Origin of the sequence: Microcystis sp. M113S1, assembly GCF_020246945.1 — a bacterium.
Taxonomy (GTDB): Bacteria; Cyanobacteriota; Cyanobacteriia; order Cyanobacteriales; family Microcystaceae; genus Microcystis.
In genome coordinates, this window is record NZ_JADBSA010000043.1 from 1 (window position 1) to 13,015 (window position 13,015).

At 43.3% G+C, this 13,015-nt stretch carries 12 protein-coding genes; 7 read left to right on the forward strand and 5 right to left on the reverse strand.

Features of this window, described 5'->3' with window-relative positions; translation table 11 throughout:
• The first annotated feature begins 673 nt into the window (after positions 1-673).
• From IM319_RS02720 to IM319_RS02745, 6 genes are all read left to right on the forward strand, one after another.
• Complete coding sequence (locus IM319_RS02720) at positions 674-1,021, forward strand: rubredoxin (protein ID WP_002757647.1); 348 nt, start codon at positions 674-676, stop codon at positions 1,019-1,021.
• A gap of 107 nt (positions 1,022-1,128) precedes the next feature.
• Positions 1,129-2,121: a photosynthesis system II assembly factor Ycf48 gene (locus IM319_RS02725; RefSeq protein ID WP_287734550.1), complete on the forward strand. Its 993-nt coding sequence runs from the start codon at positions 1,129-1,131 to the stop codon at positions 2,119-2,121.
• 78 nt (positions 2,122-2,199) lie between these two features.
• Positions 2,200-2,445: a cytochrome b559 subunit alpha gene (psbE, locus tag IM319_RS02730; RefSeq protein WP_002749269.1), complete on the forward strand. Its 246-nt coding sequence runs from the start codon at positions 2,200-2,202 to the stop codon at positions 2,443-2,445.
• Positions 2,446-2,470: 25 nt separating this feature from the next.
• Positions 2,471-2,605 (forward strand): cytochrome b559 subunit beta, encoded by a 135-nt coding sequence (gene psbF, locus IM319_RS02735; protein WP_002736175.1) that lies wholly within the window; start codon positions 2,471-2,473, stop codon positions 2,603-2,605.
• Between the two features lie 10 nt (positions 2,606-2,615).
• Positions 2,616-2,735 carry a photosystem II reaction center protein L gene (locus IM319_RS02740; protein ID WP_002735805.1) on the forward strand — a complete coding sequence of 40 codons (120 nt, stop codon included), beginning with the start codon at positions 2,616-2,618 and terminating at the stop codon, positions 2,733-2,735.
• Between the two features lie 42 nt (positions 2,736-2,777).
• Positions 2,778-2,897, forward strand: a complete 120-nt coding sequence (locus IM319_RS02745; RefSeq protein WP_045362404.1) for a photosystem II reaction center protein J — start codon at positions 2,778-2,780, stop codon at positions 2,895-2,897.
• Positions 2,898-3,187: 290 nt separating this feature from the next.
• Here IM319_RS02745 and psbB read toward each other — a convergent pair whose 3' ends face one another.
• The 3 genes from psbB to tatC form a co-directional block, all read right to left on the reverse strand.
• Entirely contained in the window at positions 3,188-4,714 is a 1,527-nt protein-coding gene (gene psbB / locus IM319_RS02750; RefSeq protein ID WP_149986009.1) for a photosystem II chlorophyll-binding protein CP47, read from the reverse strand.
• A gap of 605 nt (positions 4,715-5,319) precedes the next feature.
• On the reverse strand, positions 5,320-5,631 hold the full coding sequence (locus IM319_RS02755; protein ID WP_002798470.1) for a hypothetical protein: 312 nt from the start codon (positions 5,629-5,631) through the stop codon (positions 5,320-5,322).
• A 78-nt stretch (positions 5,632-5,709) separates the two neighbouring features.
• Complete coding sequence (gene tatC, locus IM319_RS02760; protein WP_002783793.1) at positions 5,710-6,471, reverse strand: twin-arginine translocase subunit TatC; 762 nt, start codon at positions 6,469-6,471, stop codon at positions 5,710-5,712.
• Positions 6,472-6,684: 213 nt separating this feature from the next.
• Here tatC and nadA point away from each other — a divergent pair, with 213 nt between their 5' ends.
• Positions 6,685-7,644 (forward strand): quinolinate synthase NadA, encoded by a 960-nt coding sequence (nadA, locus tag IM319_RS02765; protein WP_287076576.1) that lies wholly within the window; start codon positions 6,685-6,687, stop codon positions 7,642-7,644.
• 375 nt (positions 7,645-8,019) lie between these two features.
• Here nadA and IM319_RS02770 read toward each other — a convergent pair whose 3' ends face one another.
• Positions 8,020-9,477 (reverse strand): DASH family cryptochrome, encoded by a 1,458-nt coding sequence (locus IM319_RS02770; protein ID WP_287734552.1) that lies wholly within the window; start codon positions 9,475-9,477, stop codon positions 8,020-8,022.
• 54 nt (positions 9,478-9,531) lie between these two features.
• Positions 9,532-11,841 carry a GumC family protein gene (locus tag IM319_RS02775; protein WP_287734554.1) on the reverse strand — a complete coding sequence of 770 codons (2,310 nt, stop codon included), beginning with the start codon at positions 11,839-11,841 and terminating at the stop codon, positions 9,532-9,534.
• Positions 11,842-13,015: the final 1,174 nt, after the last annotated feature.

Here is a 13,015-nt window from a genome sequence, read left to right on the forward strand (position 1 = left end):
AAGGCCGAATTTGAAGTCTTTTCTGAACGAAACCCCCTACTATCTGTGGTCAAGGTTCAGTTTTTAGCTTGGTTATCGCTTTTTCCATTGTAGCTTAAAGCCGTCCTCAAAGGACGGGGTTTTAACCCAAATTTTCGATAAGGTTGATAGCAGTTATCTTAATAGTGAGGTGCGAAGTTTTCGTTTTGGGGAACAGGGAGGGAGCAGCCCATTTATGCCAAAATATAAAAGCGATCGCTAAAAGTGATTAAATTTATTCAATATGATACCAAATCCGCTTTTAATAGCATGATTAACTCCCAATCCAACTTTCAAAACCCAGTTATGGATTGTTTCCCCCTGCTCCGCAGCTCTGGCGCTCCCCAATCTCCTATATTTTAAACAGGATTTGGTATCAGACCCCTAATTTCTTCCCTGCCTGAAATTTCTCAATTTCTCGGAATAAATTTGAGTACCAAAATCAGGGTAAATAGCCCAAATATCAACTTAATAAAGTTTTAATAGACATTTAAGCCCTAATAGATTAATCTTACTTTTTTTAAAGCCGATATGCTGCCTCGCTAATCCTTTTAAGACTTGAAAACTTGGTATTCTGTCAGGGCTTGCCCGTGAGAGGGGTCAATTTTCAAGGATAATTTGTAACAGAGTGTTGAAAATTCCTTTAATCTTAGTCATGAGCGATCGCCCACCAGAACTAACCCTAGCCGACCAGGCCCCTGCCAACTACGAATGTCGCTCCTGCGGCTACGTTTACGACCCCAGCAAGGGAGATAGTAAAACCAACACTCCCGCTGGAACCCCCTTCGAGGAATTGCCAGAAACGTGGCGCTGTCCCGTGTGTGGTGTGCGTCGTTCCCAATTTATCAACATCGGAGCTAAAGATGCTCCTTCGGGATTCCAAGAAAATCTTAGCTATGGTTTTGGAGTCAACCGTCTCACTCCCGCACAAAAAAATATTTTGATTTTCGGGGCTTTAGCGCTAGGATTTGTTTTCTTTATTAGTTTATATGGTTTAAACTAACTCAAGCACTCATTATCTTTAAATCTAACGGCTCTTATGAGCCTGTAACCCATCGGGTACAAACCCTAATCCGTCCCGATTCCTTGACCAATACCTCTGAACCATTGATGAGAAAACTGAAACAATTCGTAATAGTTCTAGCTGTAGCCTTTTTCTGCTTTAGCTGTAGTAGTGTGCCATCCCTGAGCAATAGCCCTTGGCAAATCCTCACCCTCGACACTGACTCCACTTTTGCCGATATCGCCTTTACCGACGACCTGCAGCACGGTTGGTTAGTGGGAACCAAATCTACCCTCTTTGAAACCAGCGATGGGGGGAACAACTGGCAGCAAAAAGTCCTCAACCTTGGCGACGAAAAAGTTAGCTTTAGCGCCGTCAGTTTCCACAACCAAGAGGGTTGGATTGTCGGTAAACCCTCAATTCTTCTCCATAGCGAAGACGGGGGCAGCAGCTGGTCCCGTATTCTCTTAAGTGAAAAATTACCCGGTTCCCCCTACGGAATTATCGCCCTGAACGACAAAACCGCCGAAATGGTCACGGATTTAGGCGCTATCTACCGCACCAAAGACGGGGGCAAAACTTGGCAAGCTTTAGTGGAAGGTGCTGTGGGTGTGGCCCGGACAATTGTTCGTTCCCATGATGGTAAATATGTGGCCGTTTCCGCACGCGGGAACTTTTATTCCACTTGGGAACCGGGGTCAACAGAATGGCAACCCCACAATCGTCTTTCCTCCCGCCGCTTACAAAAAGTCGGTTATGGTGAAAAAGGAGAACTGTGGGCCCTGGCCCGGGGTGGTCAACTACAATTTACTAGCCCCAATGATCTCGATACATGGGAAGATAAGGTATTCCCGGAGTTTTCCACCAGTTGGGGACTTTTGGACCTCAACTACCGCAGCCCCGAAGAAATTTGGATCGCTGGTGGTAGCGGCAATCTCTTGGTCAGTCATGACAGCGGCCAATCTTGGCAAAAAGATCGCGCTGTGGAAAGTGTCCCCTCCAATCTCTATCGAATTGTTTTTATCAATTCCGACAAGGGTTTTGTCTTGGGACAAAATGGGGTTTTACTGAAATATAATCCCCCTAGCGAACCGGCCTAAAACTTGTGTCAGGGTCAAGAAAGTCTCTATTATAGAGATTGAATTTTTCAAGTCCTATCATTCCGAGGAGAACCGTCCATGTCAGGTAGTACCGGCGAACGTCCTTTTGGCGATATCGTTACCAGTATTCGTTACTGGATTATCCATAGCATCACCATCCCCATGCTCTTTATCGCAGGTTGGTTATTCGTGAGTACCGGTTTAGCTTACGATGTTTTTGGCACTCCCCGTCCCGATGAGTATTACACTCAAGAGCGTCAAGAATTACCGATCATTAATGATCGCTTTGAGGCCAAAAATCAAATCGAGCAGTTTAATCAGTAGTTTACTTTAATTAAGGATAAAAACAATGGCTAGTGGTAATCCCAATCAACCCATTTCTTACCCCATTTTCACCGTTCGCTGGTTGGCAGTTCATACCTTAGCGGTCCCCACTGTCTTCTTTATCGGTGCGATTGCGGCAATGCAGTTTATTCAACGCTAGGAGAACAATTATGGAAAGAACACCTAATCCGAATCGGCAAGCTGTCGAGTTAAATCGTACTTCTCTTTACCTAGGTTTACTCCTAGTTGCTGTCTTGGGAATTTTATTTTCCAGCTATTTCTTTAACTAATTAGTCCCGATTCATTGTCATCGCAATTAGGAGGTGTTATTCATGTTCGCAGAAGGTCGTATTCCTTTGTGGTTAGTCGCCACCATCGCTGGTCTAGGCGTTATCGCCGTGGTTGGTCTTTTCTTCTACGGAGCTTACGCTGGTTTAGGTTCCTCTCTGTAATTCCATTACGGGTAATTTTCCCCAGCAAAAAGCCGCTAGTTATTTCTTTAAACTGGCGGTTTTTTAAGTTATCTGTTAAAAGTAAAGCTCGATCGAACTTTAATACCAAATCCGTTTTTAATAGTGTGATTAACTCTCAAGTTATCAATTGTTTCTCCCCACACCCTACACCCCACTTTCCTATACCTTTTAAACAGGATTTATTGTCCCGTTTGCAGGAGAGCTAATAATTAACAAAAAAAGGAGTCAAAGACTTGACTCCTTTAGTTATATGGATGATTTAGCTAAAACTAAACTTCTTGTTTACGAGTGCTAAGATCACCCAATTTTTGGAATAAACCGAATTCCACTTGTTCTTCCAGATCTGGATCTACCCCGGCGAATACGTCGCGGTAGATGGTACGAGAACCGTGCCAGATGTGACCGAAGAAGAATAGTAAAGCAAAGACAGCATGACCGAAAGTAAACCAACCTCTGGGAGAAGTGCGGAATACCCCGTCAGACTTGAGGGTTTCGGTGTCAAACTCGAAAGCTTCACCGAGTTGCGCTTTACGGGCAAATTTCTTCACATCAGCAGGATCGCTGAAGACCTGACCATCGAGAGCGCCACCGTAGAAAGAAACGGTGACACCACTTTGTTCGATACTCAGTTTCGATTCCGCACGACGGAAGGGAATATCGGCGCGAACGATACCTTCCGAGTCGGTCAGGACAACGGGGAAGGTTTCAAAGAAGTTAGGCATCCGACGCACGCTGAGAACGCGACCTTCGCCATCTTTGAACACGGGGTGTCCTAACCAAGATTTAGCGATACCGTCACCGCTATCCATGGCACCAGTACGGAATAAACCACCTTTAGCGGGGCTATTACCGACATAATCATAGAAAGCCAGTTTTTCAGGGATTGCTTGGTAAGCTTCGGCGATGGTGGCCCCATTGGCGATGCTGGCCTCGACGCGACGCTCAATTTCTTCTTGGAAATAGCCCTTATCCCATTGGTAACGGGTGGGGCCAAAGAGTTCGATCGGGGTGGTAGCATTACCGTACCACATGGTTCCAGCCACGACGAAAGCGGCAAAGAAAACGGCGGCGATACTGCTAGAAAGCACCGTTTCGATATTACCCATTCTCAGGGCTTTATAGAGTCTTTCGGGGGGACGAACGGTTAAATGGAATAAACCGGCGATAATCCCGACGATACCCGCAGCAATGTGGTGAGCTACCACACCCCCGGGGTTAAAGGGGTTAAAACCAGCCGGTCCCCATTCGGGAGCTACGGGCTGCACATGACCAGTTAAACCGTAGGCATCGGAAACCCACATCCCGGGACCCCAAAGGCCTGTTTGATGGAAAGCACCGAAACCAAAACAAAGTAAACCGGATAAGAACAGGTGAATACCGAACATTTTCGGCAAATCGAGGGCAGATTCGCCCGTGCGGGGATCGATAAATAATTCTAAATCCCAGAAAACCCAGTGCCAAACCGCCGCTAGGAATAGCAGACCGGATAAGACGATATGAGCGGCGGCAACGCCTTCAAAAGACCAGAAACCGGGGTCAACACCAGTTTCGCCGGTGACGCTCCAGCCACCCCATGAACCGGTGACACCTAAGCGGGCCATGAAGGGCAGCACGAACATTCCTTGCCGCCACATCGGGTTTAATACGGGGTCACTGGGGTCGAAAATAGCCAGCTCATAGAGGGCCATGGAGCCAGCCCAACCCGCTACCAGTGCGGTGTGCATCAGGTGAACGGAAATTAAACGGCCCGGGTCGTTGAGAACGACTGTGTGTACTCGATACCAAGGTAGTCCCATTGACTACGCTCCTCCTATTGACAATTTAGTGTCCACTTAGACGCTTTTTATATTCAGGGTCAAAATATAAGCCCAACAATCTCGACTGTTAAGTGCAAGAGTTAGCCGACCTACATTATCCCTTGAAAAGTGTATCTATTCTAAAGAAGTGTAACTATTGTTAGAACAGATTTCAAGTCTTTGCGATCGGTCTTCCGCCAGAATAGTCCAGATAAGGAAGTGGGGTGTGGGGTGTGGGGAGCTTTTTTCAGTGATCAGTAAACAGTAAACAGTAATCAGTGAAAAGACAGCACTGTTAATGCTATTTAGGGTTTGCGGCAAAAAGTTTTTCGTGGGGGTAGGGTGTGGGGTGTGGGGTGTAGGGTGTAGGGTTTTACCCATTTTCAGAGGGTCAATTACCTAATTTTCGGGGAAAAAGTCCCGGAATTTTCCCCCCGACCACTCCAAGAAATGGCACTTTTTGATTTCAAAAAAGCCTAAAGATATTATCCAACAAGGTTTTTAGATTTATTCAGCAAGCCCTATTTAATACTCCTCACTTAATACCACTCACTGAAAACTCACATCTGATCAGTGATCACTGATGACTGATAACTGATCACTGATTACTTCCTCAGCACTTCTTCGGCATTTTGCAGGATTTCGAGGACTTGTTCGGCACTAATCAAGCGTTTTAGCACCACTTGCCCGATGGTGGGGACAGTATCGGCAATTTCTGCACTCTTGGGGGCAACTTCTACCATAATCACGGCTTCTTCCACCTTATAAAGCCATAAAACCTGTTCTCCCTCTAAAATACCGATATTTAATCGCTCTATCTGCGGTGGTCGTCGCCAACTACTCGCGTGATCCCACAAACCGCCAAATTCCCACACCCGTCCTATTGTCCAACCTGCCGTTAAGAAAAAATATTTCACTTTGTTACTCAATCTAGAATCAATCTCTAGCTTTCTGGCTTAATTAGTTTTCAGCCGTCAAATTCTATCAAAAAACTGCTAACGTCCCGTTAATTTCACTACCCCAATCCCCCCAAAGTATAGACCCAAGACCGCCCCTGCTAACAGGGATTGGGTGAGAGGATCTGTGGAAGGGGTTAAAATCGCGCCTAAAATCACCGCACCCAAAACCACGAAACGCCACCCCGATAACATCGTTTGCGAGGAAATAATGCCTAAAAAGCTCAAAATCAATTGAATAACGGGAATTTGAAAGGCGATGCCGGTACTAAAAAGTAAAAGTAACACAAATTCAAAATAGCGCTCGATCGACCAAGCTTGTTCGACCACTTCCGCCCCATAACTCACAAAAAAGTTTAAAGCGGCGGGAATCAGGGCAATATAGGCAAAAAATAAACCAGCAAAAAATAAAACACTCGATCCTAACACTACCGGGACAATTAAACGCCGTTCGCGACGGGTTAACCCCGGCAGCACAAAGAGAATAATTTGTAAGAGAATGACCGGACTAGCCACCAGTATGCCGCTATATCCAGCTACTTTTAGGGAGACGAAAAAAAATTCTCCCGGGGCCAACTGCAAAAATTTTACCCCTTGGGCAGGGACTTCCAGCACTTGTACTAGGGGTTTAACGAAGATAAAACATCCCACCGCACCCACAGCCACGGCAATTAAACTATAAAAAATCCGGCGCCGCAATTCCTCCAAGTGGTCAAATAAGGACATTTCCACTTCTCCGGGTAACTCATCGAGGAATTCAGGACTGTCTGGGGGTGGGGTTTTTACTTCTGTCGATGACATGGCTTTCGCTCGATCGTTCTCTACTCAAGCCTTTATCCTAGCATTGATAGGGGATGGGGATTAGGGATTAGGGGTTAGGGGTTAGGAGACAGAATTCAGGATAATAAATCAAAGTTGCCCCCCACTTCCCCATTTCCCCACTCTCCTTAAAAAAAATTTGCTATGATATAGGGACTTGTTTAGTATTTGGTAAAAATAACCATAAGTCGTACCGTGTTCACAACTGTTCAACCCGCCAATCGATCGAGCTTACCTGATGACCTATTTACGGCAATTAAAGAGCTTAAACAGGAATTAAACGCCGTTATTCTGGCTCACTACTATCAAAATTCTGACATACAGGATATAGCTGATTATATTGGTGATTCTCTCGGTTTATCCCAACAGGCTGCCCGAACGCCAGCAGATGTGATCGTATTTGCGGGGGTTCACTTCATGGCAGAAACAGCTAAAATTTTAAACCCAGATAAGTTGGTATTGCTGCCGGATTTAGATGCAGGATGTTCTTTAGCTGATAGTTGTCATCCTGAAGATTTTGCTCGTTTTAAAGCCCAATATCCCGATCATATCGTGATTTCCTATATCAATTGCAGTGCAGAAATTAAGGCCATGAGTGATATTATCTGCACCAGTTCCAACGCAGTCAAAATAGTTAATCAAATCCCTGCCCATCAACCGATTATCTTCGCTCCCGATCGCAATTTAGGCCGTTACGTCAGTCAGCAAACTGGTAGAGATTTAGTTCTCTGGCAGGGTAGTTGTATTGTCCATGAAACTTTTTCCGAACGCAAGATAATAGAATTAAAAGTCGCCCATCCAGAAGCAAAAATTATCGCCCATCCTGAGTGTGAAGCATCGGTTTTACGCCATGCCGATTATATTGGTTCCACGACGGCACTATTAAATTATTCCCTGAAAAGTTCCGAAAAAACCTTTATTGTCGCCACAGAACCAGGGATTATTCACCAGATGCAAAAATCCGCCCCAGAGAAACTATTTATCCCCGCACCAGCTTTAAATAACTGTGCTTGTAATGAGTGTCCCTACATGAGACTGAACACTCTCGAAAAATTGTATCTCTGTATGCGAGATAAAACTCCAGAAATTACTATTTCTGAAGATTTAAGAGTTAAGGCACTGTTGCCGATTCAAAGAATGTTAGAAATGTCTTAATCAGTGATCAGTTATAAGTGATCAGTTATCAGATGGCGCAATAATATTATTGTAGGGGCGAATTGCATTCGCCCTCTTTTAATAACTTCTGCTGCTCACCATAAGTGAGAGAAAGTCACCAATATGAGATGCACCCTGTGAGTTTTCAGTTCATTAGACATCTGCAAAAATTATAACCCAATCACAGCTTGCTTCTATGTCATGTACTAATAAATAGTTCGATAATCCAAATATATATCTATCATTGCTAATTCAATTTAACGGAAAAAATCTGGGGACATTAAAATCATTTTTATTTTGGTAAGTTTCTTGTCTAGAAAAAATTTTATTCTTGAGATAATATTAGGTAGAATTACACTGATTACTGATTACTGATTACTGATTACTGAAATGCTGAAGATAAATTTTTTCGTTGTGTTTGATGGATTGAAAAAAATCGACAATGGGACGAGGATAATTAACCCCTAAAATCACCCCATAACGCTTTTGTTCCTCTGGAGATAATTTATAAGGTTCGTGAATTTTATCGCCCTTTATTGCGGCTAATTCGGGCAACCAGTGACGTAAATAATCACCTTTGGGATCATAATCTCTCGACTGTTTAGGGATATTAAAATAACGAAATGCTCGCGCGTCATTGCCGACACCAGCAGTGTAATTCCAATTACCCCAATTACTACAGACATCGTAATCAACTAATAACGACTCGAACCATTCTGCTCCCATACACCAATCAATACCGAGATTTTTGGTCAGAAAACTAGCGACATTTTGCCGGCCACGATTTGACATAAATCCTGTAGCGGCTAATTCTCTCATATTAGCATCTACAAGGGGATAACCGGTTTTTCCCTCACACCAGAGATTAAATCTTTCCCAATCTTCTAACCAAGGTAAATTAAGTCCTTGCAAACCAGATTTATAGAAGATTGTATTACCGTGTTTACTGCCAATAAATCGGAAAAAATCTCGCCAGAATAATTCAAAAATCAGCCAATAGGTAGAGTCATTTTTTACTCTTATTTGCTCATATTTTTGTACTTCCTCATAGATATAACGGGGGGAAAGACAGCCAAAACTTAACCAAGCTGAGAATTTTGAGGAATAATTAGTCCCTAACATTTCATTGCGGGTTTCCTTATAGGTTTTTAAGGAATCACTATCCCAAATATATTCCTTAACCCTTGATTTTCCTGCCATTTCACCCCCTTGAAACGACAAAACACCTCGCCAGTCTAGAATTAGTTCTGTTAAGCCTAAATCGTTTAAACTGGGAAGGTTTCCCAACTCTATTTTAGGCAATTTTGTCAACTTTTTCGGCGTGGGATAAGTTGTTCTTATTTGCCAATGACGTTCTACTTGTTTACGAAAATTAGTAAATAATTCTGGTAATTGATTAATGGTAAAAGGTAAATCATCAGGATGATATAAAGTGGCTGTCCAAAAAGTTTTTATCTGCACGGGAACCCCAGATAAAGCCTTATTTACCGCTTTTTCTACCGCTAATTCCTCTGCTGTTACCTCTTGATGATAATAAACCCTAGCTATCTGCAATTCTTGAACTAATTGCGGGATAATTTCTTCTGGTTTTCCCCGTCGGATAATTAAATTACCGCCTAAACTTTCCAGAGATTGTCGTAAATTTGCTACGCTTTCTAATAAAAATTTAGCCCGGAACTTGCCTGTTTTGGGAAACCCGTAGGAAGTAAGACCAAATTGACGCTCATCAAAACAATAGAAGGGAATTATCTCGAATTGTTCTTGAATAGCGCGATAAATTGCCTCGTGATCGTGAACCCGCAGATCATTGCGATACCAAATTAAAACCCGCATTTAACATCAATTAAAAGTTGATAACTGATAAATAGTAACTGAGATGAGATTTAATTATCTTTTGCCGTAGTAATGGCCATAGTAACGATAATTGTGGTCTTTCCGACTAACATTATTAGCCACTAAACCTAACAGGGAAATGTGGGATAATCTCAGATCTTCGAGCAGATTTTTCAGCGCAAAGCGATCGGTTTTGCCCAGTTTGGTGACGAGAATTAGGCCAGTGGCCATGGCGGCGAGAATTTTGGCATCGGCAAAGGCGGCGAGCGGTGGTAGATCGTAGATAATTAGATCGAAAGCGTGGTCTTGCTGTAATTGCGAGATCATCTCCTGCATTCTCTGGGAAGAAAGCAAACGGCTTGGATCTGGGGGAATTGAACCGGCGGTAAGAATCGATAAATTCTCGTAACGGGGTAGAGGTTGAATTGCCTCGTTCCAATCGAGACCCTCGGCGATGACATTACTGAGTCCGTGGTCGTTATTGAGATTAAGTCGCAGGTGAATCTGGGGTCGTCGCAGGTCGGCATCCACCAGTAAGACTCTTTGTCCCATACTGGCGGCCGCCTTAGCGATATTGATTGCCATAGTGGTTTTACCATCTCCCGGTGATACAGAACTAATCACGAGGGACTTGAGGGGGGAATCGGAACCGAGGAGGCGAATATTGGCGTTAAGAGTGCGGAAAGCTTCCGAGAAGGGCGAGAAATTATAGTAGGAGGGGTTTTCGCTGGCTGATTTGGCAGTAGTATTAGGGATAGTAATTTCGCGATCACCGACTGTTAACTGGGGTAGGGCGGTGTTCACTTTTTCGATCGTACCGAGGTCTTTTTGCCAAGGAATTGCACCTAAAAGGGGTAGCTTGGCATCTTCTTTTAGTTCATCTGCACTATGATGAACGGGATCTAATCTTTCAGCTAAAAAGGCCGCCCCTATACCTAGCAACAGGCCACCGATAAGCCCCAAAGCCAGATTTCGCACGGGTTTAGGAGAAACGAAATCTTCCTCTACTTCTGGTGGAGAAATTAGTTGCCAAGGCATCACTTGTTGTGCCACCTTGAGTTGGAGTTTTTGTTGTTCCTCCAGAAAACGGCCGAGACTGGTGGTGGCGATTTCCAATTCTCGCTGCAAATCCGTATAACGACGGGATAGTACGGCTAGGTTTTTGACCGAGGCTTTCTGTTGTTCCAGGGCTTGGGCAAGGGATTCTACCTTAATTTCTAGGGTTTGGCGAGTGTTAGCGGCTTCCACCAATTGTTGGGTTAATTCTACTCGCAAAGCGCTTCGTGACACCAAAGCCGGGGAATTACCCACTGTCTGGGGCAGTTTTTCCCCTAGGGTTCTCTGTGCCTCGTTTTGCAGTAGGGGCAGTAAATTAGCCCGTTTTTCCTCTAGGGTGGCGATTATCGGGCTATCCTTGGCAAAAACTGCCGATTGTTTCGCCAATTCCACTTCCACTTCTTGCAACTGCTTGAGCAAATCTTGATAACCGGGAGATTCACTGAGATAAGTAGCGATAATTGCTTGATTAGGGTCTAATCCCACCTGTTGCTGTAAAGCTTGATAGCGAGAGTTAATTTCGTTAAGGGCGACTTGGGCGACTCTGTACTCCTGTTCGACGCTGGTTAACTGTTGCGATAAACGAGTCGCTTCTTTGTCAGGATCAAGGAAATTGTATTGCTGCCGGAATTGCTGCATTTGTTTTTGTAGAGAATTAACTCGTTCCTGCAGCACGGGCAATTGAGCATTGACAAAATCCAAACCTTGATTAATTTCGGTCTTGCGTTCCTGAGAACTATAGTTTAGGTAATGACGGGCTAAATTGTCTAAAACCAGCTTGATTTTTTCTGGTTCCGCATCTTGATAGGAAATTTCTAAAACTTTCGTATCTTTTAGTTGACTAACTTTGAGATCAGATTTGCCAGTCTTACTAATTAAATCACTGTAGGTAAAGTCGGGATATTGAGGAGTTATTTTACTAAGGATGGGGTTAAGGAGTTGAGGACTGGTTAAAACAGCGATTTGGGTATCATAATCGATGTCTTCACCACCTAACTGAGGTAGGATATCTTGGGCTGCCAGTCTGGAAGAACTTTTATTTTCCTCGATGGGTTGACCGATGAGCAGCAGGAATTTACCTTGATAGATAGGGGTTTTTAAGAAAGTATAAGTAGTGATCGCACTTGTCACCCCTAGGGTGATGCTAGCGATTATCAACCAGCGATGCTTGACCACAGAAAGGACTTGACGCAGGTTGATTTCTTCTTCTTCCTGCGTCACGGAGGGGATAAAAGCCGGTTGAGCAAAAATTGTTAGATTTTCCTGGCTTTGGGCTTTCAAAGCCCCGTTTTGTTGGTTGTTCATCATTAATCAAATAGTCAAGGGATAACTGTATTAGACCGCATCTAGTATGCCAGTATAGCTTGAGAATAATTTGGGAATTTGTCCAAACATGGTATCTATTTAAAATAGCCTCAAACCCTTATAGAGTCAGGAATATGACATCTAAAGCTGAGATTGACTTCGGGACACTTTAAGGATATAAACGGCAACCAGCTAGAGAACTGGAATTTCACTGGCAGGCCATTAACCCTTAAAAGTATTGCTATGCAAAGATCATAGCCGAAAAAGCCAAACTACGGGTTTCCCTGTGGATGCGGTTTAAAAGATTTTGCGGTAGCAATCTGGCTCGATTAATTACCGCTTCATCATAACACCATGCTACAATGGCGACTCTAGTTTTTCCAGAACTACTAACTTTTGTCCTGCCGCATCTTATAGTCCAGCTTGCTGATAATCCTCCCGACAAATCAGAACATCCATAGGTAGCTATTCTACAATCAGGAATGGATAATTAAGCGGTTAGATGACCAAGAATTTTTTGAAGGCAAAGGGGGAGAATTAGGACAAGCAGACAGAATTAACGGATAAAGCCGAAAAAAACAGTTTATTAATGGCTAAAAACAGCTTTAAAACCAGTAAAAGCTGTTTGTCTGGTTAATATGCTCAATTAAGTGAGATAGTTGAGCAACTATCTTGAGAATTGCTGCAAATTACCCCTCTGGGTTGACAAGGATGCTGAAATAGATTATAGCGGTTCTCGCATCTGCGAGGCACACTTTAACCTTTGTTGATTAAGCTTTTCAGGATTGATAATGTACCTCTTGTGAACAGGAAACGCTATATCTTCATTGAGAACTCAGCATCTGTATCGCTGGTGTAAAGTAAAAAAATTAGAATACAAGCATCAAAAAATATGTCTAAATTGCTTGATAACTTGACTTATCTGCTGAGGATTATTCTACAAGATATAAAATTACGATTCAAACTTTATGCAACCAATCAAACAACCGTTTAGTTTATCAAATGGGCAAAGGGGTTTCTAGCTCGGTGATGAAATCCGGCTCTTCGGTAATTGTTATGCAAATAATTAACTGAAAATAAAATTAGATAAGAGAGCCTACGCCCAAAAGTAGCTGAAATTCATATAAAGAAGGACTTAAGGCACAAATAGGTTAATACCAAAAGATAGACAATTGAG

Coding starts and splice junctions, on each gene's coding strand:
- IM319_RS02740 (WP_002735805.1), top strand. CDS start 2,616: ATGGAAAGAACACCTAATCCGAATCGGCAAGCTGTCGAGTTAAATCGT.
- IM319_RS02720 (WP_002757647.1), top strand. CDS start 674: ATGAGCGATCGCCCACCAGAACTAACCCTAGCCGACCAGGCCCCTGCC.
- psbF (WP_002736175.1), top strand. CDS start 2,471: ATGGCTAGTGGTAATCCCAATCAACCCATTTCTTACCCCATTTTCACC.
- IM319_RS02770 (WP_287734552.1), bottom strand. CDS start 9,477: ATGCGGGTTTTAATTTGGTATCGCAATGATCTGCGGGTTCACGATCAC.
- psbE (WP_002749269.1), top strand. CDS start 2,200: ATGTCAGGTAGTACCGGCGAACGTCCTTTTGGCGATATCGTTACCAGT.
- psbB (WP_149986009.1), bottom strand. CDS start 4,714: ATGGGACTACCTTGGTATCGAGTACACACAGTCGTTCTCAACGACCCG.
- IM319_RS02745 (WP_045362404.1), top strand. CDS start 2,778: ATGTTCGCAGAAGGTCGTATTCCTTTGTGGTTAGTCGCCACCATCGCT.
- IM319_RS02725 (WP_287734550.1), top strand. CDS start 1,129: ATGAGAAAACTGAAACAATTCGTAATAGTTCTAGCTGTAGCCTTTTTC.
- IM319_RS02775 (WP_287734554.1), bottom strand. CDS start 11,841: ATGATGAACAACCAACAAAACGGGGCTTTGAAAGCCCAAAGCCAGGAA.
- tatC (WP_002783793.1), bottom strand. CDS start 6,471: ATGTCATCGACAGAAGTAAAAACCCCACCCCCAGACAGTCCTGAATTC.